The organism is Moorena sp. SIO1G6 (assembly GCF_010672795.1).
In the GTDB taxonomy this organism is placed as follows: Bacteria; Cyanobacteriota; Cyanobacteriia; order Cyanobacteriales; family Coleofasciculaceae; genus Moorena; species Moorena producens.
On the sequence record NZ_JAAHFZ010000008.1, the window covers coordinates 345,706 to 370,188 of the forward strand.

Below are 24,483 nucleotides of genomic sequence, written 5' to 3' on the forward strand. Positions count from 1 at the left end.
AAGGAAAAATCATGGCTACACCATGCAAATACTATGACGTTCCATTAAAAAAGCTGAACTCAAAAAATGCTGAAGGATTAGGAACTGTATTCACGGATTTTGAAGATGTTGAAATAGAGTTGTGTAAATGGCCAAACCCAGGAAAACGACCTCTTATTGCTAGGGGGGGTTATGGTACATTTATTGAAGACGAGTTCAAAGTATATTGGCGTGGTTCTACCGTGCTTTCCGCTGACCATAAAAATGCTCGCGGTGGGGCAGCAGGAAAGGCTGTAGTTGATCCTGAAACTAACTCTAACTATGTGCTAGTGAATTGGCTTAGCGCCCATCTAGATGCAGGAGAGGCTTTTATTCCTAAAAATGGTGAACCTAGCATTTTTTTATTAGCTCCTCCTGGGGACAATGTCAAACCAGAAGATTTTGTAGCGCTTTACTCCGATGGTAGTTACGGCATATCAATTCATCCTGGAGTATGGCACACAGCTCCCTTACCACTGTCTGGAGAGGTAGTCTATAAAAATAAACAAGGCAGTATCTATGCTACAGTAGATTGTCTATTGTTGAAGGAGCAAGATACTTGTCTAAAGATTCCCCTTCGTAAACCTCAAGAAGACTGACAATATAGATAGCCAACACAGCACGGAATCGATAGAAACAGATGATTTTATATAATTTGAAGTGCAAGTATTTTCCCTAGCCGCTTTTAAAGGAGCTAGAGCGCCAGTTAAGTAACTGTTAAACTGGCTATTTTAGCAATGGATAGAAAGGGATAGGGCGGGAGGGAGAAAGGTAAATCGATGTATTTTATCAAAAGTGATGTATCAAAAAGCGATGCAGAGGTGCGACCCGTGATGGCGAGGGATTGCTCGCCATCACGGAAAACGCACCATTACGGTCTTGGGGGTTTCCCCCGGAGACAAAACCTGTTTATTGTGGAGCCTTTATAGTTAGCAGGTTATGCAGAAAAGGGTTAAATATTTTTTAATAGCGATGCAGCGCGGTCTTGGGGGTTTCCCCCATGAGCGACTGCATCAAGACAAGGCTCCACTATCTTACGGTAAATTCAAACCATGAGCGACTGCATCAAGACAAATGTGTCAACTTCTATTACTGAATAGCTGCTAAAAATCGCCTATTTAGTAATCATGGCAGACGATAAAAAATCCGTATTTCGAGACTCATAAATCACTGATTAACCGAAATTAATTAGGTTTTTGGTGATTAGTGGAGCGATGGTATAGCAATCTCAAACAGAGATTGTCAAATGCCAATGGCTAAGTCGAGAAATAGGCTCGTTCAAGTCAATTGAATTTAAATTCATTCAACTCAACGGAGGATAAATCATGGCGACCATCAAACTAATGCACGCCAAGCTACATCGAGTGCGTGTAACTGAGGCAAACCGCCACTATGTGGGCAGTGTCACGATTGACTCCGACTTGCTGGCACAGGTAGGGATCCTACCTCTTGAAGAAGTAGAAATTGTCAACATTGACAATGGCAATCGCTGGTCAACCTATGTGTTGCCAGGAGAAGCAGGTTCAGGAAAAATTTGTCCCAATGGAGGGGGAGCGCTACTGTGCAAAGAGGGAGATACCTTGATTATCTGGGCAAACGAGCAATGCGATCGCGCTGAAATTTTGAGTAGCGGACACCAAGCGCGGGTACTGATTGCTGACGAAAACAACTGCTGTCAAGAAGTTTTTTACCAGACTCTGACCCCTACTCTCACCCCTAATGGAGAGAAACTGGAATACAACGGCTATCAAACCACTAACGGCAAACAATTGACGTCTAAGTCAAGGGTAATGGTGGGGGCTGAAGCTTAGTCCTCAAATACATGGAAACCAAGTAAAACAAAAGATGAAGGTGAAACATGACAACTCTAGTTCGGCAACTCAAAGCCGCTTTTCGGATTGAATCAGTTGCAGTGACCAACAACGGTGTACAAGTCACTTGGAAAGATGGTCATCATAGCTTTTACCATAACCTCTGGCTGCGGGATGCTTGCCACTGTCCCGAATGCTTTCAGCGGGATACATTGAGCCTTAACAGCTCAGAAGGGGAAGGACATGACCCCCTGAAAATGCCACTCAATCCCATCACTGAAGCGGTCAAGATTGATCGTGAAGGCAATTTGGATATAGTCTGGGGCGGTCAAGAACCTGGACATCACAGTGTATTCGATCCATCTTGGCTGCGAGTTCACTGTCAAACAGACCCCGCCCTCAAACAGCGACGAAAACCCCAACTGTGGGATTCATCAGTGTCCATCCCTCATTTCGATTACCACGAAGTGATGAAAGACGATTGGGCACTGTTGCTGTGGTTGGACAAGATGCTGGAATTGGGAGTAGTCATCATTGACAACGTGCCCAAGAATCGAGAGAGTTTTCAGGCACTGATAGAGCGGATTGGACCGATCCAAGAACGATATCATCCCACCCATATCTTTACGTTGGATACAGCAAACAAACTGGCAGGGAATATTCACCACGCCTATCAGTATATGCAACGTTTACATAATCACACAGACCATGTGTCTTACAACGTTCCTCCCAGACTGCAATTTCTCGGATGTATCCAATACGACAACCCAGACAATGACAAACAGGCATATTCCACGTTAGTGGATGGATTTAAAATTGCCCAAGTTCTCAGAACCCAACAGCCAAAATTCTTCGAGTTGCTGACCACAGAGTATGTGCCAACAGGTCGCCGTCGCCTGGGTGTGGAAGAAAAAGTATCTAAGCATGAAATTGGCACCAAGAAGTACCAATGGGAAACTTATCATCGTCAGCATGTAATTAATTTGGATGAAACGGGTGAAGTCTACCAGATTCGTCACCATGAAACAGACCGAGTGCCACTAGAGGTTTCTCCTGATAAGATTCAAGACTTATATGCAGCCTACCAAGCATTTACAGCCCTAGCTGAAGCTCCTGAATATAACGCCGAATTTTTGATCGCTCCGGGACAGGTATTAGTTAACGACAACTGGCGATTACTCCACGGGCGTACCGCCATTCACAATCCTCAGCTGCGACGAGTTTTACTGGGAGCCTACATGAAGCCAGAAACATTCCGTAGCAGACGGCGACTGTTACTTGGCAAGAAAAGTGGTATGTCAGATATCTGGTTAATGGGATGCTCAGACCGTGCTTTAGAAATTCTGGCAGACCGCACCACAATCTAAAGAAACGAGATACATAAGAGCTTGATACATAGGAGCTTGAAATTAACATGACCACCCTACTTAGACAACTCAAACCCGCTTTTTGCATCGAATCCATGGCAACCAGTGACAATGGCGTAGAGATCACTTGGAAAGATGGCCATCAAAGCTTTTACCATAATCTCTGGCTCCTAGATAGCTGTCGCTGTCCTGAATGCTTTCAGCGAGATACCTTAAGCCTCAATAGCGGACATGACCTCCTCAAAATTCCTTTAAACCCAACTACTGAAAAGGTGACAATTGATCCTGAAGGCAATTTGGATATTGTCTGGGGTGGTCAGGAAACAGGGCATCACAGTGTATTCGATCCTTCCTGGCTACGAGTTCATTGTTACGATGACCCAGCCCTTAAACAAAAATCAAAACCTCAACTTTGGGATGCATCGGTGTCTATCTCCTATTTTGATTATCATGAGGTGATGAATGATGACGAAGTTTTATTGTCCTACCTGAATAAGCTCGTCGAACTAGGGGTAGCAGTAATTGAGAATGCTCCAAATGACGAACAAAGCTTTCGGGCATTGGTGGAACGAGTGGGGCCTTTACGGCAACGTTATCATCCGACCAATGTCTTCACTATGGATAGAAAGAACGCAGTTGCTCAGGCTATCCAACATTCCTATCAATTGGGGCGTTTAAGAAATCATACAGACGTTACTGCCTACGATATTCCCACTGGAATCCAATTTCTGCAATGTACCCTCTACGATAACCCGGATAACGACAGACAAGCCTATTCCACTGTCGTTGATGGTTTCAAATTAGCAGAGGTAATCAAAACAGAAAACCCCTACTTCTTTGAGCTACTTACCACAGAATATATACCAGCAGGTCGTCGGCGACTCTCTGTAGAGGAGAAACTATCCGAAAATGATTTCAGCCCCCGAAAATACGAATGGGAAGCTTATCGACGTAATCATCTAATTAACTTAGATGAAAATGGAGAAGTTTATCAGATTCGGTATAACCACAACACCAGGATACCTCTAGAAGTTTCCTACGATAAGATTCAAGACCTATTGGCAGCCTACCAAAGATTTTCCGAACTGTTACAAGATCCTGACTATAATGCCGAATTTCTACTGACTTCCGGACAGGTGTTAGTAGTTGACAACTGGCGAGTGCTCCATGGACGTACCGGTATCTGGAGTCCTTCCCTGAAACGAAGGTTGCTAGGAGCCTACTTGGAGGAAGAAACCTTCCGCTGTAGACGGCGAATTTTGCTAGGGGAGAAAACTGGGATGTCAAACCTGTGGTTAATGGGATGCTCAGACCGTGCTTTGGAAATTCTCGCAGATCGCTATGTTTGAGATCATGGAACAATCTTAATCGATGGGAAGTGAAGCGCTGTAAACAACAGACAGCGCTTGCATCAGAAAATTAAAGCTATTTTTAGGGCGCACAAACGTGCGCCCTAACTATTATAATAGTTGCTGAGTATCACAAATTAGTAATTTGTTACTAAATAATATGCCAGTTATTAAAGTGGCACAAGCGAAAAAAATTTTTACCCTCTGATTTTACTATACCTTTCCGAGGAATTGTTAAAGCAGACATAATATGACTTAAGGGTGAGATGCTGATTGCATTAACAGGGATTGGGCATGGTAACCCAGTCATTAGCTGTTTCCTGTCGAACTAACCAAGGACATTAATATCCTCTTGACTCTAACTGTTATAAGCGGAGGATTCTGCCCAATTTTGTCAAACATTTGGCCGTAATCCCAGGCTCTAGTATTGAATATGAATATATAGTGGAAGAGTCTTGAGTTTGGTAGGGCTAACAACAGCTAGCTTGAAACGTCCTAATCACTCCTCCTAGGCAGGAGTTTACTTTAAGTGACAAACACCAATTACCACTCACCAATCACGACTCACCAATCACGACTACTGCCACCATTTCATCTATGAGGGAAACTGATGGTCTTATCTTTGAAAATCGTACATGATACCTTCCTAAAACAGCAACCCGTACCCAGCCAGAAGATCGAAAATGAAGAGGATAAAGTTTGGGTCAAAAAAGGCAGGGAACTAGAGCTGCACAGCTGGGTAGACCTCAAAGAAGAGAAGTCTTACCTGCGGGTTGCTTTGACCAAAGATGAATTTAATGGCAAGAATACCTGGTACGTCTACGAACCCCATGTGGAAGTTTGGGATGACGACAAGCAGTTGTTCCCTAAGAAAATATCCATCAAGGTCAGGAATGTTACCTCCTGCTCCACAGAAGTGGTTCGGGGGCTAGACAAACAGATTATTGATGAAATGAACCGACTCATCCCGAATGTACTAATCAGTTTTGATGATTTAGATGTGGAACTAGGTCCTGCTGTCTGGGCTATGCTGCAACCCGCTGCCAAAAGAGCCCTCGAACGTGCTATTCAAGACCGGGGCGTTCCCATGGTAATCAATTCAGCCTATCGCACCATTGCCCAGCAATTAGTGTTATATAACCACTACAGAAATCGCCGTTGCGGTATTCCCATTGCTGCCCGTCCGTCTCGAAGTAATCACCAAAGTGGTCTAGCCATTGATATTTCAGATTACCTGAGCTGGCGACCTTACCTCCAGAAGTACGGCTGGCGATGGCTCGGTTGGGGGGACCCAGTTCATTTCGACTACGTAGGCGGACGTACCCGAGACATTCGCTCCCTAGCAGTGCGGGCATTCCAGCGAGTTTGGAACCGCTATAATATCAATGACCGGATTGCCGAAGATGGTTCCTACGGACCATCAACCGAGAGACGACTAAACAATAGTTTTTCAGAAGGGTTTTCGATCTCGGTACCCTCCAAGAAAGAATCTGAGAAGTCTATACAATTTCGGGTACTGCGCCTCAGCCGACCTTACATGAAGGGAGAAGACGTACGTGCTATTCAACAAGCCTTGGCCAAAGCAGGCTATAGTCTGGAGCCGGATGGTGTCTATGGACCAGGTAGTGAGGGAGTTGTAAAGCAGTTCCAAGAACAAAACGGCTTAGATGTAGATGGAGTTGTCGGCCCAGCAACCCGTGCCAAGATGGGACTTTAATCGAGAACCATTGACCCTAACCCAATGGTCAATGGCAAAACAATGTATCATTCATTCACAAGTTCCAGAGGTATTCATCATTCCTAAGTCATCATTGATTGTTTCATTGATTGTTTCTCCGTAACTGACAATTTAAATGCGAAATGCGTAAGCTATTAGCACGACTTTTTAAAGCTATCTACCGAATTATTTTCCGACCAAAAAACGGTAAACTAAGGAGAAGAGACCAACCCATGGCACGTATTCTAATTTCCGCTGGTCATGACCTCAAAGACCCGGGAGTAGTGGCTTTAGGCACAACAGAATCTCGGGAAATGATACTTACCCGTAATGAAATTGTTAAAGAGCTTGAATTACGGGGAGTAGATTGTATTGTTGTTCCTGACTCTCTCAGTCGTCGAGACACGATTCGATGGATCAATACCAATGCTGTGCCTGGTGACGTAGCCTTGGAAATCCATGGTAATGCCTTTAACGGTTCCCTGCGAGGGGCTCAAGCTTTTTACATCTATGGTAACGATGAAAGGCAGCTGGATGCTCAGCTCTTACTGAATGCCTTACTCCAAGAAATTCCTGAACTTCCCAGTCGTGGCGTTCAACCCGATATCCACTCTCCAAATCGGCGTGGCTTATCCTTTTGTCGTCAGGTAGCAGTCTCTTCGGTACTCATGCAGTTGTGTTTTATCGACAATCCTCAAGACCTAGAGTTACTGCAAAATCAGCGGGAAAAATTTGCCAAAGGGATTGCTCAAGGGTTAATTCAATGGAGCGGTCAGACTCCAAAAACTCCTGAATTTCCTACTATCAATATCTTTATTAAACAACAGAAGTATGACGAAAAAGGTATTTTAATTAATAGCAATGCCTTTATTCCCGTTGATTTAGTGGAAATGCTCGGGATTAGCCTAACTGATCGGGAAGATATTCGGCAAATCAGTTACGGAAATGTGGTATATGTCAAAGCGGTAGACTTACAAGAGTTTAATATAGCTGCATCCTGGGAAAATCAGACAAAAACTGTAATTTTAAATTCACTTCCCCGCACCTTACTGGAAGATGGTGACCAAATTATGGGGATGGGAAATGCCACGGAAAGCCAATTGAAAAGCTTTCTTGAGAAAAACAATGAAGACGGTTTAAAACAATTTCCTGACTTACCCAGACTTTACATAGAAGAAGCGGAAAATGAGTTAGTTAACCACGATGTTGCCTTCTGTCAAATGTGTCTGGAAACCGATTATTTACGCTTTGGAGGGAAGGTCAAACCTGAGCAGAATAACTTCTGTGGATTGGGTACTGTTGAGGCTAGTGCTGCTGGTGCTACATTTCCTGACCCGAAAACAGGAGTTAAAGCTCACATTGAGCACCTAAAGGCATATGCCAGTACTGATATGATTAACCAGCTCCCGATAGTAGACCCTCGTTTTGAGTATGTGCCCAGGGGTGTTGCTCCTTCAGTTTATGACTTAGGCAGACGTTGGAATCCAGATTTGGAGTACGGTAATCAGATTATGGTACTTATTAAACAGCTTTATGGTGTTTTTTGAAGGGTGAAGGATGTAATACGTCATACTTCACCATTAATACTTCACACGTTTAACTTATAGCGTTTCTAGGACTCATGAGGTACAGTCTTCTTTGACGTTGATTCCCTGTTTTAATGCAGCGCATCGCTATTCCCTCTTATCTCTTCCCCTCCTGGGAGGGGTTAGGGGTGGGTCCCTGTTCCCTCTTATCTCTTCCCTGTTCCCTAAAATCTAGAAATTGTGTACCTCACAAGTAGTAGAATTGCTATAATTGTTAACTACTCCCTAACACAAACAAACTCAGAAGCGTACCACTATTCCAGAGACTATGGAGCAGCATGGGAGCTAGGAGATTACGCGATCGCGTGTAAACGAATCCCAAGACAATTCCCAATGTGGCTAGGGGTAGGACTTCTGAGAGACTCAAATGAGCGATCGCAAAAATCAGACTACTTAATGCGATCGCTCCCCAAACTGGTAGATAACGAGTCAAAGAGGGTAACAAGAACCCTCGAAAGATTATCTCCTCAAACACTGGTGCTGCCACAGCTGCTGTCAGAAAAAATATCGTCAAAGCTATGCTGTCCTGTCCCTCCAAAGCTAGGGGCAACAGTGGGTTACTACCGCCATTTCCTTGCCATAACTGTTGGTTAATCAGAGATACCACAATCACCAAGGGGAGTGCTATCAAATAGCCACCGACTCCCCATACAATCCAGTTGCTGCGCCACTTGAAACGAAACCAATCCTGTGGCAGGGGCAAAAAGGGCTTAATGGAAAGGTACATCACTAACAAGCCCCCAAATGCCATGATTAGGTAAGTTAGCAACACATAGAAAGCACTCATCTGTACCGTAAAATTGGCTGGGTTAATCCCAACAATCCCCAGTGAGAGCCCAATTAAAAGCGGTAACAGGAGTTGACCGATGGCGAAAAAACCAAAAATCAGCACTTGCCAAATAATTTCCCCATCCCAAGCTGTTTTCCATGGGAGATTATGATTGGTTGCTAGAAGGGATTGCTGACCTTGAAACAACAACTGACCAACCAAGCACACTAAGATTACTAAACCCAATAGGGTATTAAATCCTGGGATGACAGCAATAACGAATAATTTGACAATTGCTTGTTCCGCCGTTTCTTGTTCTTGGGTTTGGAGTGACAATAGGTCACTTTGGCGCTGCTGCACTTGATACAGCTGACTCAACGCGCGATAGCGGAACCAATTATCTAAGTTTTGTTCAATTGTTTGCTCAGCATCTGGTATTACCAGAGGTGGGTCACTCCATAGACCCATTAATACCCCAGCAGTTTCCAATAAGCCATTAGGGTATGTCTGTGCATCCCAGGTTTGAATAGCAGCATCGGTTTTTCCTTGTTGAGCTTGGAGAATTCCAATACGCAAATCCAGCTTAGCAATAAGCTGTTCGATGTCAGACAATGACTGTTGCAATTGCTGTTGCTCGGAGGGATAGGAGTTTTGGGTCAGGGGACTGACTGGTGATTGTGATTGCGCCCTATCGTTCGGTGTGGTTACCTTCCCTATGGAAAATTTTTGGAGCTTGGTCAGGACCTTTGACTGATTGGTCTGAGCCAATTGACGGGCTGTTTCATACTGTTTTTGAGCAGATTGAAACGGCTCAGCACCAATCAAAGCATTACGAGCCGCAGTCCAATCTACCTTAGACTCCTGATTCGACTGCTCAGATGTAGCAGAATCAGGGTTTGTGTTCTGCCACTCCCAGCCATGAAGTACTAGATTGGTTTGGCGAAGTTCCAGATTAGTTTGAATCTGGGGCTGACCCCAGCTTTCTACCAGAGAAAGGCCAATTCTAGCGATCGCAAAAATCGTCAGTACAATTAAAACCAACCGTTTTATAGTCATCGAACCCCCCAACACACAAGCATTTTGCTCATTAGTTACTAGTTATTTGTTGCTGCTCAATGGACTACTAACCAATAACTAGTCACCAACTTTACACTGCCAGTTTAGGGATGATCTAGCTAGGTTACAATGACCTTGATGATTCGGAATCATCTGAGTATACCCAGTATACATTTGTCACCCTAGCTGACCCGGCTGAACCACATACCTGCTCATGGAGGAATAAGAGATTGGCTACCCGCGTCGTTATTGTCCGTCACGGTCAAAGTACTTACAACACTCAGCAGATCATTCAAGGACGCAGTGATCAGTCAGTCTTGACAGACATTGGTCGTGCTGATGCCCAAAAGGTTGGTACTGCCCTGAGTAGCCTCAGCTTTGATGCCATCTACTGCTCCCCTTTACAACGGGCAAAGCAAACTGCAGAGACTATCCTATCCTATTTGCCAAACGCTCCCCGGTTACAGCTATCAGATCAGCTGATGGAAATCGATTTACCCCTTTGGCAAAATCTGCAAAAGAACGAAGTTAAGGAAAAATTCCCAGAAGACTACCAGCGCTGGAAAGAACGCCCCCATGAATTTTCCATGGTGATTCCCACAGCGGTCGGGTCAAAAGAACATTTTCCTGTGCTTGAACTATACAAACAAGCAGAGCAGTTTTGGCAAGAGGTTATCCCCCTCTATCAAGGAGGTACGATTTTAATCGTAGCCCATAATGGTATCAATCGCTGCTTAATTAGCAGTGCCATTGCGGTAACTCCTGCTCGTTACCATAGTATCAGGCAATCCAATTGTGGCATCAATGTGCTAAATTTCACTGGTGGTTGGGGAGAAACCGTACAATTGGAATCCCTCAATCAAACCTCCCACTTGGGGGAAACACTGCCAAGAAGGGGAGATATTGACCAAGGGTTGCGTCTGTTGTTGGTGCGCCACGGTGAAACCGATTGGAATCGTGAGTCTCGCTTTCAGGGACAGATTGATGTTCCTTTAAATGACAATGGTCGTAAACAAGGACAGCAGGCGGGTGAGTTTCTAAAAGATATCCCCATTGATTTTGCAGTGAGTAGCCCCATGCTGCGTCCTAAGGAAACTGCTGAAATCATTCTTCAGTCTCACCCCAATGTCAATTTGCAACTTGATGATGGACTCCGGGAAATCAGTCATGGCTTATGGGAGGGCAAATTAGAATCAGAGATTTCCCAAGAGTATGGTGAATTGCTCAATCAGTGGAAAGTTGCCCCAGAAACGGTACAAATGCCAGAAGGAGAGAACCTACAGGATGTTTTGGAAAGAGCAGTGCCATCCTGGAATGGGATGGTTCAATCGGCTACGGCATCTGGTTCAGGATTTCAGACTGGCTTAGTGGTGGCTCATGATGCTATCAATAAAGTAGTACTTTGTGACATTCTTGGCTTGAGTCCAGCATTAATTTGGAATATCAAGCAGGGAAATGGGGCTGTCAGCGTAATTGATTATCCCCAAGGCTTAGACAAAGCCCCAGTATTGCAAGCGATGAATATCACCACACACCTATCTGGAGGTGTATTGGATAAAACAGCCGCTGGTGCGCTGTAGCTAAACAATACGATCAATTTCCATGCTTTGGGGTAAGTATGTTGAAGGTTGGTTGAAGGTTGACCCTAAGCCAAAGTGTTACAGTCAACCTCGCCGACAAAGGATGCTTAAGGCGAACAACCTTCAACATTAACTTGATGTAGTCAACAGCAAACTGCTAAATGCAAAACTCATCAACACCACACAAGCAAATCCGCACCCATGTTTTCATTTCCGGAAGAGTTCAAGGAGTTGGTTATCGTTACTCCACAATGCTTCAAGCTAAGCATCTAGGGGTGAATGGCTGGGTGAGAAATCTTCTTGATAAGCGTGTGGAAGCGGTGTTTGAAGGGAATACCGCAGCAGTAGAAGCTATGGTGCGTTGGTGTCATACCGGACCGTTAAATGCTGTGGTTGACAATGTGGTGGTTAAGAATGAGACACCGGAAGGTTTGCAGGGATTTGAAATTACCCACTAATCGGTATAGTTGAGCTTAGTTGTCAATGGGTTCGCTTAGCGTGACCATAGGTTAATCTCGTAGCCTGATCTACCGGCAACCCCGTTGACAACTAACCATTGACAACTATAAAAGTCTATACTAGATGCTTATAGACTAATAGATATCAGGAATTAAGGAATTTCCTATGTCTACAGAAGATGCTCCCATCAATAGTGCTGTCTTAGTCACCATCATTGGTGAATCAGTAATTCGAGAAAGCCTTGTGAAGCTCATCAAAAGCCACGGGGCTACTGGTTATACTGTTAGTGATGTACGGGGAGAGGGGGGTCACGGCAAACGCCTAGGAGATATTCCGGGCTACAACACCAATGTTGAAATTAAGACGATCGTATCCCGGGAAGTGTCTGATGCAATTCTGCGTGCTATAGCCGAATACCGGAAGCGTCACGCTTTAATTGCCTACCGACAGGATATAGAAACGTTAAGCAATTAAAGCAGCGATCAAGTGATCACAAGTAATCACCAGTTAGTTAATCTAACCAATCATCGATTTTCTGGCTGCGATAGACACGCCTAGACTTTGGACTTCCCTGATTCTGACTCCCAGTTTTACTTTCACTAGCTTCGGTGGTTACAGGATTAACTTCCCGTTTATATAAGTCTGACTTACGATATTGGTTCTTTAATGGTGATTGCTTCTGGGGTTTAGGCTTGGGGTGTCTATTTTTCCAACCGAGAGTTCTTTGTAAAGACCGCAATTGGGCATGAGCTTCATTGATTTGTTGCAGCTTGCAGTGAGCTTTCTGTTGTAGCCGGGGATTACCAGAAAAACGGTCAGGATGCCATACCCAGGTCAAATCGAGGTAGCCCTGGTGAATCTCCTCCTGTGAAGCTCCAGGCTCCAGCTCCAGGATTCTGTAGTATTTCTCTACCTCTAACATTTACAATATCCTCTTCCGACAGTGACAGGAAAATCAATTAGTAGACACAAAGAAGCCCAAACAAACTTGTCGGGGCAAATTTCACGCTGTGATCAAAACCCTTGAGTCAGTTCCTAACTAAAAAACTCAGGACTTTGACACTTAGAACTAACAAACTTTTTCTTTTATAGCTACCTACTTAGTGCAGGGTAAACACATCTTGTTTTGAAATGCTTACTCGATATAAGAGTGATTTGATAAGTAATTTTGCTTATTAATTTGACAATCTTTTCTGAGTAAGGCTTCTAGAATTTAGATGCGTTTGCCCTGCTAGTTAGTCAAGTAAACAATAAATTTAAGTCTGAATTAATTGCCAGTCAATTGCAGCAAAAAAACACATCAATTTAAGAAATATATAGTTTCTAGTCTTTAGTTAACGTAAGTTCATGGTTTGACAGCAAACCTCTACAGCCTTGATTAGCCCTGATTAGCCCTGATTAGGTAACAAAGGGACAAGGCTGAAAAATAAAATAAATATTAAAATAAATCTAAAATAAATCTAAAATTAGTCCAAAATGGCTATGCATTATGGGATAATTATAAGATTGTCAAGGCAATCGCATTAACAATTCCTCAGTTATTATTTGTGAGAATGAAGCTGGCATCAAGAGTTGGTCAAGTTACCCCTTCCTTAACTTTAGCCATTGCTGCTAAAGCCAAAGCCATGAAGGCAGATGGGATTGATGTTTGTAGTTTTAGCGCTGGAGAACCGGATTTTGACACTCCCGCTCATATTAAAGCAGCCAGTAAGCAAGCCCTGGATGAAGGAAAGACTAAGTATGGTCCAGCCGCTGGGGAACCGAAGCTAAGAGCTGCGATCGCAAATAAACTGCGCCATCAGAATAACCTCAATTACGATACACAGAACGTTATTGTCACCAATGGCGGTAAGCAATCCCTATTCAACTTGATGCTGGCTCTGATTGAAGTGGGAGATGAGGTGATTATTCCTGCTCCCTACTGGCTTTCCTATCCAGAAATGGTGAAGCTGGCTGGTGGTAAACCTGTGATTGTTCCTACAGATGCCACTCAAGGGTACAAAATTACACCGGCTCAGCTCCGTTCATCCATTACACCCCAAACTAAATTATTTATTCTCAACTCTCCGTCTAATCCCACCGGTATGGTTTATACTCCCGCAGAACTAAAAGCCTTGGCGGAAGTAGTGGTAGAGCAAGATATTCTGGTGGTTTCTGACGAAATTTACGAGAAAATTCGGTACGATGGGGCTCAACACCTTAGTATTGGGGAAGTAAGCTCAGAAATATTCAAGCGCACTATCATTAGTAATGGGTTTGCTAAAGCTTTTGCTATGACTGGCTGGCGTATCGGTTATATAGCAGGTCCAGTAGAGCTAATTAAAGCAATGACCACGATTCAAAGTCATAGCACCTCCAATGTTTGTACCTTTGCTCAGTATGGTGCGATCGCAGCTTTGGAAGGTTCCCTTGACTGTGTAGAACAGATGCGCCAAGCCTTTGCCCAACGGCGACAGGTGATGTTAGAGCGGCTCACGGCCATGGCTGGACTGACTTGTCTGAAGCCAGACGCTGCTTTCTACTTATTCCCTAACATTAGTCAAACGGGTTTAAGCTCTTTGGAATTTTGCGATCGCTTACTCAGTTCCGAGCAAGTTGCTGCAATTCCTGGTATTGCCTTTGGTGCTGATGATTGTATCCGTCTTTCCTATGCTACGGATATGGCTTCCATTGAGAAGGGGATGGATCGCTTGGAAAAGTTTTTGCATCAAGTCAATGGCCACGGATAAAATTCGGGGGCTTTCCATAGCTTTGTGATCACAATTTTGTGATCAGTTGTTGCCATTCTCGACAAACGTTGATACCTCTGTTCTGCTGTCGATAACTAGCAACTTTTGCTTCAACCACGAGCAGAAAAACTACCACCAGCGATGCAGAGGTGCGACCCGTGGCGAATTTAATTCGCCAACGGAAAGCGCACCTAAGCGGTCTTGGGGGTTTCCCCCATGAGCGACTGCATCAAGAAATAAAGTGAACATCACTGAAGGTTTCGATCCACAGACGAGCGCCACAAGGCAGTGGGTTATCCGGCTGATACGTAATCCGGCAAGGACCAAGGATTTCTACTTGGTTGCCGTATAAATTGTTGCCACTTCGTTTTACTGAAATCACTGGCTTGCGCTCTTCCGGACTTTTGTGGATATTGGAGCCAATGTGATTGCGGTTGACATTAATCTTGGCTAGACCTGGAGTACGACTGGTACGCCATTTTCCTTTTGGTCCTCTAGTACCTTTAATGATTTGGGGCAGATTGTTGAACAGGGGAATAATCCAGAATTTCCCACTTTTATAGGCACCCCGGACGCGACCCTTTTCAAGGAGTTGGCGCAATCGCCGAGGAGAAATACCTAAAAGAGATGCGGCTTCAGTAGTACAAACGCACTTATTCATAGTTGTCTCCAAAAACTATACCGATAAAACTATTATAACTTAAAAAGTTACCTTATTGTCAAAGTTCTAGTAAACTCACTTATAAAGTAGGATGATTATTAATAACTAACTTTAGCGGTAGAGTTATTTTTGGCGTTGCGTCAGTCTTCGCGCTGAATAGGAGTAGAGTGGGCATCCTGCCCGCCCGACAATAAGCATGAAACTGGCAAGATGCCAGTTCTACACAAGATGCCAGTTCTACACAAGATGCCAGTTCCACGCAAACATGCCCATTCCACAAAACTATTAAAAATTAAGCAACGCCTTATTTTCTAAGTCCGTCAAAAAGTGATCTTTAGGGATCAGTGTAGGAATTGTGATAATTTTTGTTTTCTACTCCGAGATCCGCTGTTCCCTATTCCCTTTGCTATTAGTGCCAAAGTTCAAGTAAACCCAGAAGCCCAATACTGACCCGTGGACAGTATTGGGCTTCTGAAGTTAATTAGTTTGGTTTAATGTGAAAATACTGTAAACACTCAAGCTAATCGTTGAGTCCAACTCAACAAGCGTGAGACAATCCCTGTGGCTAGGTTTTGGCTCGACTCTTGGGAATCGTCGGGAAAAATATAACCCACTGGTACCACAATCAGGGTAATGCCCCGCCGACCAACAACTGTAACTGGGTCTTCAGGTTCAAGGGTGACTTGAAAATCGGAGCATACTTCTGCTGGCCAGTAAGTTGCTTTATACTTGACTCGTCCTGGCTTATGAGGAGTAATTGTCTTTTCTACCTTGCCAGTGCCAGGCTCTGAGAATAGGTTCATCTCTTCCATGGTGGGGTTTTTAGTTGATTCCATTTGCTGCCTGCTCCCTGAGCTTTACCTTACCTTTAAACTCTACTTTCGTTATCTAAAGCCTGGTGAGGTATCCCATGCCACTATTTAAACCTGTACACAATCCCGTGGTAGTTAGGGTCTTGGCAATATTTGGCTCTAATCCTAGCTCTGTCTATTATTGGAGCCTGCTATGCCTAAGGTGATAGGTCGTTCTTTCGATAGACAGTTGCTTAACTGGCAACTTCTCCACGTGACAGCTCCTACAGTGAACCTGTAAGGTCAGTGTAGGCTTCCCAGCCAATCCGGGTATCCCTTAGGAGGCGCTGGGCTTTAAGAACGGACTGCCCTTCCGCTCTATTTTTTATGTTTATTGCCGCATTGTGATCACGTTCGCGTAGCGTCGCCTTCGGCGAATCAAGACTGCATCCACAATGGGGACAATCATGCCAACGGATATGCAGCTTTTTAGGTACTTTTTTGCCGCAACTGGAACAATTCTGCGAAGTATTTCGGGCACTTACTGGGATCGTTAACAAGCCAGCATTTAAGGCTTTGCTTGATAGGATTGTCAGAAAGCTTGACCACCCGGCGTCTAACACAGACTTAGCCAATCGGGTTTTATTTAGTCCCTTGACGTTTAATTTTTCGTGAGCAATTACATCATATTTTGACAACAAATATTTGGCGGTTTTAAAATGGAAGTCTTTCCGCTTGTCAGCAACTTTTTTGTGTTGTATTCCAAGTTGCTTAATAGCCTTGAGCCGATTTTTTCCTCCCTTCTTCCTTCGAGATACTCGTTTTTGTATTACTTTTAAGCGTTTTTGCGCTTTTCGGTAATATTGAGGAGTCTTAATGGTTTCCCCTTCGGAAGTAGTTAAAAATTCTTTAAGTCCAACGTCAATACCGATGATTGAGCTAGGATTAAGGTCAGCCTTGGTTTCAGGAATTGTTTTGTCTTCTAGGGACAAAACCAAATAGTAGCCATCACACTTTTTAGTGACTGAGGCTGTTTTTATTTTGAACCCATCAGGAATGGTGCGGTGTAAGACAATTTTGACTTTTCCTATTTTAGGCAAATCAATCAATTCACCTTGCAAGCACCCCTCTTTCATTTGGGGATAAGTAAAGGTGCGATAACGGTGTCTCTTTTTGAATCTGGGTCTGCCGCTTTTATTTCCGTTTTTGTCTCCCTTGATGAATCGATCAAAAGCTAACTTAACCCTTTTGACAGCATCCTGAAGTACTTGGGAATATTAAACTAAGCCGCAGAGTTACCTCTGCGACTCGTCTCCAAAACCGTACGTGACAGTTTCCCGTCATACGGCTCCTCATGATAGGAACACACTTTCATTGGTACCTCCACATTAGAAAGGATTGTATAAATGTTGGGAATTAGTTTATGCTTTGATGCGTTTAAGTCGTCATAAGCTCGATAATTATTTACGAGGTATGAGAGCTATGAAGCTTATACAGTCTACTTTTTAGCTCTCATGTCGCCCCCCCAGGTAAATGAGTGTTAGTCAAATTAATCTCCTGAAAGATAGGTGTTAGGAGTTAGGAGTTAGGGGTTAGGGGTTTGGTGTTTGGGGTGCATCTGTTACTTGTAAATCTATAACTAAAGGAAGTGTGGGACCCAGGCGCGGGAAGTGTGGGGAGGGTGGGGAGAGGGGGAGATAGGGGGATTTTTATTAAGGGTAATTGTCATAACATGATATTAGTCTTCTATTGTCCTGAGTGTTTTTGCATGCATTGAGATGCACCCGGTGTTTGGTGTTTGGTTAATGGTTAATGGTTAATGAGTAATGGTTTTAGTACTTAATGCCTGATGGTTAATACCTAATACCTAGAGTCTAGAGCCTAGGATCTAGGATTTTTTAGTAATTTTTTATTTTGGTTGTCTTGATGATTAACACCTTTTGAGAATTTTTGATGGTTGAGAGGATGCAGTTTTATTCCGGTTGCCTAAGTTATAGTTTTGTTTGATTAACCGATTGTAAGTTCGATAGGGCATATATTGCAAAGGATTGTAGCCAGAAAACCGTAATATCAATACACAAGCCCAGGAATACTTGCCAGAAATAATTGCTTCTATAACTTGATTTAATTGTTCAGTACTCATAAATCTATCTATATAAAGGTAGATGCAGCTAAGCAAAGGGTTTACTTCACTTTAGCAACTCCTAAGGAAGTTGTGCTAGGTGAAGTGCTGAAATGATAGCAGATGGTAAGATTACCGATCCTGCTGTGTATAAATCTATTCTTTCGAGCATAGGTTTGCGTTTAGGTTTGCGTTCAGGTTTGATTTAGTAGGATTTATGTATGTTTATGTATACTTTTTTTTTTTGGTATATGAGCATCCAAAAAATGTTATAATTACTCATTAAAAACAAAATTTAAAGTCCATTAAAACTGCCATGAACCTTGACAAAGTCCATGGCAGTTAACTTATTGGATACTAGAGGGGCGACAAGCGCCCCTCTAGGTTAATAAGTATAAATAACTAATCAGATAATTCCAATTTCTGTGTAGGCTTGTTATAAATATAGCGTTTATCACAGTTATGAGGTACAGTATTCTTTGAAGCTGATTCCCTGTTAGGTGCGCTTGACCTTGGCGAATTAAATTCGCCACGGGTCGCACCTGAAGATGCAGCGCATCCCTATTACCTATTACCTATTACCTATTACCTATTACCTATTACCTATTACCTATTACCTATTACCTATTACCTATTACCTATTACCTATTACCTAAAATACCTAAATTGTGTACCTCATAGCTATGATAATTGCTATACATACTGTTTCGTGGTAATAGCTAATCGGTAATTCCTTGGTCAATTCCCAATTTCCTTCTTCCCAATTACCAGTAAATCATCTTTAGCCTCAATCACTGAAAATGGTATAATAGTTGAAGGTTGACTGTTCTTGATGTTCACTCCTGATCAGCAACTTGACAAAGCGATGCAGTGGCTCATGGGGGGGGACTTCCATCAGCCACTGCATCAAGACATCAACTATCTTTGATTGCAACTTATACCAAGTTGAATTAAAATTAATACTTAAAATTAATACTTAAAATTAATCAGTAGTAACTGCTTACCCTATTAATCATTAACCCCATCACCCGTCATCTGTTCAAATGGTAATATCTTTTCTGGAAGCGCAATTTAGTATGAGGATTAGGTAGAGCAGGTGTTAGAAGTCTTAGCCGGATAATTTTTTAGTAACTTATTCAGCTGAAGTTGAGGCGTTGAAATAGGTGTTGCTGGCAGACCCAAAAGACAATCTATACTTTCTGGTGAGACTGTTGTAAACTGTAAACCAGCTCTATAGTTTGCTAGGGAATTTCCTCTAGATTCTTGGCACCACATGACTTTAACTGTAGCATTCACTGTGTAATTTTGTGGCCAAAAAAATTGTATTTTTATAACTTGACCGACTGGGATAGCTTTTTCACTGTAAATGGTGCAACCTCCTCGACTAATATTAACGACTGGCTGACGAGCTGAGAAGAGACCAGCCAATCGATAAGAAATGGAAGTCTGTTGGCGAGGTGATCTTCTTTTTTCTTGCATGCTGCTGGCATTAATCATACCCTTGACATTGATTAAGTAAAACGTTTGCCTGTCTTGATGCAAAGCGCGAGTGGGGGTTTACCCCAAGACCGCTTAGGTGCGCTTGACCCGTAATTAAATTCGCCATGGGTCGCACCTCTGCATCGCTTTTATTTGTCTTTATTTGTCCATTGTCTCAACCCCAGGTTTATGCTATGGTTCATCTATCTGTTTGACTCTGTATGGTTTTTGTATGAGTTTAAGAAGACTTGACACTCCCCGATCATTAGACGCGGGGATTCTGCTGACAGATTAGACTGTGGTAGCGCCCACAACCTAATTCTCGCTACGGTTGTCAAAGACCGTCTACCCAGTCGGCTTAAGTCTATACCTAGCTTACTGGCTACTTTTCTTAAAATATTTGCACTACCATTTAGATCCGCATTTACAACTGAATTATCGCCACTACGGTAAAGACCACGCTTAATACGCTTTCCTGATGCTTTCCACCCATTTGGTTTTTCGCCAAATTTAGGCAGGGAGTCTCCATCAAGGTAACTAGCTTTACTTGTGTAAGCTTCTTCAGTTACTTCTAATCGAATCCCATGGATTTCACACAATTGTCTTAATCTGTCTTTGAGTTTGCCAAGAGGTATTTGAACAAAATTTTGGTTATTCAATCGCCCCATATTAGCATTACTTTTTAAACCTTCGTTCCATCCCAAGACAATCGTCTTTATACCGTATTTTAAACAGTGATTGATAATTAGCTTAGCTGCTTTATTGATGCCGTCCTTAATGCGGTGGTTACGCTTCCGAGTTACTCGATCAAGCCAACTATCCCAATAGCCTTGTGGTTTACCCTCTTTTCTGGTTGACACCTGCTTGTTCCAGTATTGGTTAAAAGCCTTCATTGCACGGGCATCAATCAAAAACGAATTGCCTAGGGTGTCAACACACGCTGCTAAATTATCAGCGGTTCCAACATCTATACCTAATGCTTCATTGCTGGCTAAATTTCTCTGGTTGTTCTGAACTGGGATTTCATAAGACACTTCTAGATAGAAGACGCCATTTTTGGGGAGTATAGTCCATTCCTTTATTTTTCTTCCTTTTAAATTACTTGGAAAAGGCAAGGTAAAATTCTTAATCCCAAACCAGCGCCTAACAGTCAAACCAAGATAAAATTTAACCTGTCCATTAACTAGTTTTGGCTTTTGACCACCTGAATTTGGATAAGTAACCTTGAACATCTTTGAGCCTTTTAAGTAGCTGGGAGGTTTTGGTCTATGTTGCAACTTTCCCTTGAACCATAGGTCTCTTAGTTTTTTGTAAGACTTAAATGCTTCCGTGACACTTAATAGTGTTTGTTGGGCTGGAGTCGAAGGAAGTGACTTAGATATCTTTGTTTTTCCTACACTTGGTTCATAGATTAAGTCAAATTTTCCAGTCAATATTAAACCTGTCTTGAAAAATGTTTTACGAGCAAAATACACCCCCATATTATAAAGCTTTCCTGACTGTTCACATAAATATTCCAAGATTGCCTTTGTTTCTTTATCCGGGTACAGCATTATTTGCTGTACTCCTATGCTCTTATTAGCTTGAGCCATTATATATCGTTAATTATTCTCGTTATATCGATTAGAATCTACACTGGTAGCGACATTAAATTCCGATAAACTTGTTTTTTTTTAAAAAAGCTATAAAAATTAAACTTAAAATTTACTTATATAGTCCATTTGTCCTAGAAAATAAAACTTTTGGATAAAGTATTTATCTGCAAAAATAAAGATAATTTAGCCACATTTTTTCAAAATTATTTACAGAAATATATGGTAATTGTAAGTAGAAAAATATTAAAAATTTATCTGTATAAATATATCATAAAAATGCGATTCACCAGGTAGTCATAGCTTTGAAAGGTAGATTTGAAAGGGAGAAGTGCTAACTACTTAATAAAAGAGTTTACCGATCTTAATAAACTTCCATCTTTCTGGACAAACAGTTATTTTTTTAAGGGCAGCGGGGAAAGTAAGTACTGAAACCATTCAAAGGTACATTAACGATCCTCATCACGGTTAGCTTACTAGGTGGCTTTAGCAGGGTAAGCGCAAGAATCAATAAGCTGTGGCTTATTGATAAAAAAACGGGATCATTCTCAACAAATTAACTCTATTGCGAGTAAAGTTCTACGAGATTATAGGGGTTTCGAGCCACGAGCAACCGATATCCGACCAATGCACATGATGAGCCATTTTTTCTTGCGCTTACCCTGGTGGCTTTAGCCACTAGGTGGCATTCCTCCCCGGTCATGAGACACGGGGTTTCCTGCTACCTAGATCTTTATGAGATAATCGTAAGCATTTAGCGATCAGCTCTGGTCTACTAAGCTTTTGAAGCCAGGAAAACTTAGGCATTTGGCTGAGGACAGTGAGTACATGATTATTCCTGGGACTTCCCTCAAGAAGCTGATAGCTGATACGCGACACGCGCTATAGCTGAAGTCATGAGGGTAGACACTGCTGAGCTGCATGACGCTGTTGTAATAATGGAGGACACAATCTATGGCTTATTTCTGGTTCAAGGCGTTTCACTTCATTGGTGTAGTGGTTTGGTTTGCCGGTCTGTTTTATCTAGTGCGTCTGTTTGTCTATCATGCAGAGGCTTCACAGGAGCCGGAACCTGCCCAAACCATTCTCAAAAATCAGTATGAGATTATGGAAAAACGTCTCTATCACATAATTACTACCCCAGGTATGGTGGTAACGGTAGCGATGGCAATTGGTTTACTGGTCACAGAACCAGAAGTGCTCAAGCAAGGTTGGTTACATATCAAGCTGGCTTTTGTAGCCCTTTTACTGGTCTATCATTTCTATTGCGGTAGGATTATGGGACAGCTGGCTGCCAATCAATGCAGTTGGACTGGTCAGCAGTTCCGTGCTCTCAATGAGGCACCTACTGTCTTACTGATGGTAATTGTTTTACTGGCAGTGTTTAAGAACAGTTTGCCTACAGATATTACGTCTTGGTTAATTCTTGCGATGATTATAGCAATGGCTGCCTCAATTCAGTTGTATGCCAAAAAGCGGAAGCGGGACAAAGAGAAAAGCTTGGCTACCACGTCCCAAGCAGAGCCTCAGCTTTGATTATCAGCTTTGATTAATAGTCATTGGGGACCGATGTTAGTCCCCACAGGAAAGTATAATAAGGGCTTAATGTTTTTGCCCTGGAAGTTTACCGTTAACCGTTGACGTGAACTGCATCGGCTGGGTCACATGTTTTGTTTATTTTTACCGACTTAACTTATCAACCACCATTAACAAACAATCCATAACATCTTAAAGTTGCCTTATGTCCGCTATACCACTTAAATTAAATCTTAATGATGGTTCGGTGTCTTTTCCATTCACCGCCGATGCTGCCAAAAAATTGCAACGTCAGCTTTACCAACTGATGCAGAGTCTGAAAGCTGCTGCTCAGGTATCTAGTGGTGGTAGACCCAAGCCTCAACAACCGATGGAGTACCAATTTACTGGGGATGTCTTTCTTGAGATTTTCTGCAATCCCAATATCTATCCTTCTCCGTTTGCTGCTAAAGTCTTAATTACCCTCAGAGATGATCGCATCCGCTTGAGTACGGAAGCTGAACTGACTCGTGTAGTAGAAGATGTTAACCTGTATTTGGAACAAGTCAGCTGAAGGCTGGGGTGTCATTTCCAGCAATTGTTGTCCCGTGACATCCTGCCTAATGTCTCTCAAGAAACTAAGGTCAGAGGCAACAGGTGGGATAGGGGCAACAGACGGAGATGGTGAAGATGGGGAAGAATTTGTTAACCGTTTCGGCTCTTCCATAGCAGATGCACTGCACGTCCGTGGGACGTCCTTAAGAAAAAATTTATGGTAAATCGTTAGTATAAATGAACTCCAACAATCTCCTGGAATTACTGCAAACTGGGTTTCGCGCCTCCTTGGGGGCAACAGCCTCTTTCGTTGAAACCCTGCAAGACCCTCAAAAGCGTGAAGAAAGTCTGGCTCAGTTTCAGTCAGATTTCAATCAACAGGTGACTGAGTGGGCGGAAAAAGGAGAGACTACTGAACTTGAAGCCCGACGTTTTATTGAGCAGATGTGGAATCAACCAGGTAATCCCGTGGGTACACCGACAACTGGTACCTCCAGTGATCCTGCTGCAGCATCATCTAGCAATCCTGTTCAGTCCAATGCACAGGATGATATTGAGGAACTGACAACACAACTTGCTGATCTTCGTAAGGAGTTAGAGGAATTGCGTAAATCAGACAGTAATAGTTAGATTGAAATAGTTAGATTGACACGGAGCGTGAAAAAACTCAGGTCTGAGTGGGAGACTAAAGTGGGAGACTAATAGCCTAGAAATCAACCACGGGAAACAGAAACTCCGCTCAATCTCTGACATTTCTGTTCCCATCTAATGGATTTACCCACTCAGGGCTGAGATACCATCAACTCAAGGCTTTTGATTACAAATGGCAGCTTTGTTACTCCCCAACACTATTCCCTGAAGTTTGCTGATATATACTCAACCGCTGACGGTTGCCCAACCCATCTAGTAAGTCACTATAGCCTTTATCGGTGGCATTGATGGGGTTTTGTTAGTTACCTACTCGATCGCACTTTTTTGTCTTAGGATCAGCTTCTATGCCGTTTGACTGAGGTCGCTTAGTCATTTTCCCATTTTTGAGAACCGATCAGGTCAGCAATACGGTCTCTTAGCAGGAATTCGCACTGCTCTAGCTCACACTCCACACACAGCCATTCTCGAGCTGGAATATATTGGCAAAGAACGTAAATGGGCTGTTGACGACTGACAAATCCTTTATCCACTAAGCGACGTGCTTCGTCTTGGATCACATCGATTGAATAACGGATAGAAGGGGTAGATGGCACTGTGTTAACACTCATGGATATCTTATCAGCTTGATCTAAAAAACGGGGATACGATTATATTAATCCAAATTTACTTACTGTGA

24 protein-coding genes and 2 pseudogenes are annotated in these 24,483 nt (G+C 42.9%); 15 read left to right on the forward strand and 11 right to left on the reverse strand.

From position 1 onward, the window contains the following. Positions 1 to 11: 11 nt before the first annotated feature. The 6 genes from F6K63_RS10770 (at position 12) to tftA (ending at position 7,809) form a co-directional block, all read left to right on the forward strand. Positions 12 to 617, forward strand: a complete 606-nt coding sequence (locus F6K63_RS10770; RefSeq protein WP_287312067.1) for an ureidoglycolate lyase — start codon at positions 12 to 14, stop codon at positions 615 to 617. Positions 618 to 1,343: 726 nt separating this feature from the next. Further along, positions 1,344 to 1,829, forward strand: coding sequence for an aspartate 1-decarboxylase (gene panD, locus F6K63_RS10775; RefSeq protein ID WP_071106327.1), 486 nt, complete (start codon positions 1,344 to 1,346; stop codon positions 1,827 to 1,829). Positions 1,830 to 1,876: 47 nt separating this feature from the next. Then, positions 1,877 to 3,196: a TauD/TfdA family dioxygenase gene (locus tag F6K63_RS10780; RefSeq protein WP_071106328.1), complete on the forward strand. Its 1,320-nt coding sequence runs from the start codon at positions 1,877 to 1,879 to the stop codon at positions 3,194 to 3,196. 47 nt (positions 3,197 to 3,243) lie between these two features. Next, positions 3,244 to 4,545 (forward strand): TauD/TfdA family dioxygenase, encoded by a 1,302-nt coding sequence (locus F6K63_RS10785; protein ID WP_071106329.1) that lies wholly within the window; start codon positions 3,244 to 3,246, stop codon positions 4,543 to 4,545. 610 nt (positions 4,546 to 5,155) lie between these two features. Then, positions 5,156 to 6,262, forward strand: a complete 1,107-nt coding sequence (locus F6K63_RS10790; RefSeq protein ID WP_229420187.1) for a peptidoglycan-binding protein — start codon at positions 5,156 to 5,158, stop codon at positions 6,260 to 6,262. A gap of 233 nt (positions 6,263 to 6,495) precedes the next feature. Next, positions 6,496 to 7,809: a hormogonium tapered terminus morphoprotein TftA gene (gene tftA, locus F6K63_RS10795; RefSeq protein WP_287312072.1), complete on the forward strand. Its 1,314-nt coding sequence runs from the start codon at positions 6,496 to 6,498 to the stop codon at positions 7,807 to 7,809. 253 nt (positions 7,810 to 8,062) lie between these two features. On the opposite strand, the gene F6K63_RS10800 is transcribed toward tftA, so the two are convergent. Then, positions 8,063 to 9,673: a CPBP family intramembrane glutamic endopeptidase gene (locus F6K63_RS10800; protein WP_071106331.1), complete on the reverse strand. Its 1,611-nt coding sequence runs from the start codon at positions 9,671 to 9,673 to the stop codon at positions 8,063 to 8,065. 230 nt (positions 9,674 to 9,903) lie between these two features. On the opposite strand from F6K63_RS10800, the gene F6K63_RS10805 reads away from it, so the two are divergent. The 3 genes from F6K63_RS10805 (at position 9,904) to F6K63_RS10815 (ending at position 12,186) form a co-directional block, all read left to right on the forward strand. Continuing rightward, positions 9,904 to 11,253 (forward strand): histidine phosphatase family protein, encoded by a 1,350-nt coding sequence (locus F6K63_RS10805; protein WP_071106332.1) that lies wholly within the window; start codon positions 9,904 to 9,906, stop codon positions 11,251 to 11,253. 161 nt (positions 11,254 to 11,414) lie between these two features. Next, positions 11,415 to 11,711: an acylphosphatase gene (locus tag F6K63_RS10810; protein ID WP_287265133.1), complete on the forward strand. Its 297-nt coding sequence runs from the start codon at positions 11,415 to 11,417 to the stop codon at positions 11,709 to 11,711. A 166-nt stretch (positions 11,712 to 11,877) separates the two neighbouring features. After that, a complete protein-coding gene (locus F6K63_RS10815) occupies positions 11,878 to 12,186 on the forward strand; it encodes a P-II family nitrogen regulator (RefSeq protein WP_287265132.1) in 309 nt (102 codons plus the stop codon). 37 nt (positions 12,187 to 12,223) lie between these two features. Here the strand turns inward: F6K63_RS10815 and F6K63_RS10820 are convergent, their stop codons facing one another. After that, the gene (locus tag F6K63_RS10820; RefSeq protein WP_008188298.1) at positions 12,224 to 12,634 is read right to left on the reverse strand and encodes a J domain-containing protein; all 411 of its coding nucleotides are present in this window, start codon (positions 12,632 to 12,634) and stop codon (positions 12,224 to 12,226) included. A gap of 631 nt (positions 12,635 to 13,265) precedes the next feature. Between F6K63_RS10820 and F6K63_RS10825 the strand changes: the two genes are divergently transcribed. Further along, positions 13,266 to 14,441, forward strand: a complete 1,176-nt coding sequence (locus tag F6K63_RS10825) for a pyridoxal phosphate-dependent aminotransferase (protein WP_287255692.1) — start codon at positions 13,266 to 13,268, stop codon at positions 14,439 to 14,441. A 229-nt stretch (positions 14,442 to 14,670) separates the two neighbouring features. Here the strand turns inward: F6K63_RS10825 and F6K63_RS10830 are convergent, their stop codons facing one another. The 8 genes and pseudogenes from F6K63_RS10830 to F6K63_RS10870 form a co-directional block, all read right to left on the reverse strand. Then, a complete protein-coding gene (locus F6K63_RS10830) occupies positions 14,671 to 15,102 on the reverse strand; it encodes a helix-turn-helix domain-containing protein (RefSeq protein ID WP_008188291.1) in 432 nt (143 codons plus the stop codon). A 79-nt stretch (positions 15,103 to 15,181) separates the two neighbouring features. After that, on the reverse strand, positions 15,182 to 15,361 hold the full coding sequence (locus tag F6K63_RS10835) for a hypothetical protein (protein WP_287312075.1): 180 nt from the start codon (positions 15,359 to 15,361) through the stop codon (positions 15,182 to 15,184). A 256-nt stretch (positions 15,362 to 15,617) separates the two neighbouring features. After that, entirely contained in the window at positions 15,618 to 15,938 is a 321-nt protein-coding gene (locus tag F6K63_RS10840) for an NfeD family protein (protein ID WP_008188289.1), read from the reverse strand. A gap of 239 nt (positions 15,939 to 16,177) precedes the next feature. Continuing rightward, positions 16,178 to 17,170 (reverse strand): annotated as a pseudogene (locus tag F6K63_RS10845) (RNA-guided endonuclease InsQ/TnpB family protein); the annotation flags it as partial. 653 nt (positions 17,171 to 17,823) lie between these two features. After that, entirely contained in the window at positions 17,824 to 18,036 is a 213-nt protein-coding gene (locus tag F6K63_RS10855) for a HetP family heterocyst commitment protein (protein ID WP_008179910.1), read from the reverse strand. Between the two features lie 766 nt (positions 18,037 to 18,802). Continuing rightward, positions 18,803 to 18,949, reverse strand: a complete 147-nt coding sequence (locus tag F6K63_RS10860) for a hypothetical protein (RefSeq protein WP_154659682.1) — start codon at positions 18,947 to 18,949, stop codon at positions 18,803 to 18,805. Between the two features lie 149 nt (positions 18,950 to 19,098). Then, complete coding sequence (locus F6K63_RS10865; protein ID WP_287312077.1) at positions 19,099 to 19,494, reverse strand: PilZ domain-containing protein; 396 nt, start codon at positions 19,492 to 19,494, stop codon at positions 19,099 to 19,101. Positions 19,495 to 19,697: 203 nt separating this feature from the next. Beyond that, complete coding sequence (locus F6K63_RS10870; protein WP_287312079.1) at positions 19,698 to 21,086, reverse strand: RNA-guided endonuclease InsQ/TnpB family protein; 1,389 nt, start codon at positions 21,084 to 21,086, stop codon at positions 19,698 to 19,700. A 321-nt stretch (positions 21,087 to 21,407) separates the two neighbouring features. Between F6K63_RS10870 and F6K63_RS10875 the strand changes: the two are divergent. From F6K63_RS10875 to F6K63_RS10895, 5 genes and pseudogenes are all read left to right on the forward strand, one after another. Continuing rightward, positions 21,408 to 21,558, forward strand: a pseudogene (locus tag F6K63_RS10875) (transposase); the annotation flags it as partial. A 482-nt stretch (positions 21,559 to 22,040) separates the two neighbouring features. Beyond that, entirely contained in the window at positions 22,041 to 22,622 is a 582-nt protein-coding gene (hemJ, locus tag F6K63_RS10880; RefSeq protein WP_008179923.1) for a protoporphyrinogen oxidase HemJ, read from the forward strand. 205 nt (positions 22,623 to 22,827) lie between these two features. Beyond that, positions 22,828 to 23,175 (forward strand): hypothetical protein, encoded by a 348-nt coding sequence (locus F6K63_RS10885; RefSeq protein WP_008179925.1) that lies wholly within the window; start codon positions 22,828 to 22,830, stop codon positions 23,173 to 23,175. 34 nt (positions 23,176 to 23,209) lie between these two features. Continuing rightward, positions 23,210 to 23,380, forward strand: coding sequence for a hypothetical protein (locus F6K63_RS10890; protein ID WP_154659683.1), 171 nt, complete (start codon positions 23,210 to 23,212; stop codon positions 23,378 to 23,380). A 13-nt stretch (positions 23,381 to 23,393) separates the two neighbouring features. Continuing rightward, positions 23,394 to 23,786 carry a hypothetical protein gene (locus F6K63_RS10895; protein ID WP_008179929.1) on the forward strand — a complete coding sequence of 131 codons (393 nt, stop codon included), beginning with the start codon at positions 23,394 to 23,396 and terminating at the stop codon, positions 23,784 to 23,786. Positions 23,787 to 24,172: 386 nt separating this feature from the next. On the opposite strand, the gene F6K63_RS10900 is transcribed toward F6K63_RS10895, so the two are convergent. Continuing rightward, a complete protein-coding gene (locus tag F6K63_RS10900; protein ID WP_008179930.1) occupies positions 24,173 to 24,415 on the reverse strand; it encodes a DUF4327 family protein in 243 nt (80 codons plus the stop codon). Between the last annotated feature and the right edge of the window lie 68 nt (positions 24,416 to 24,483).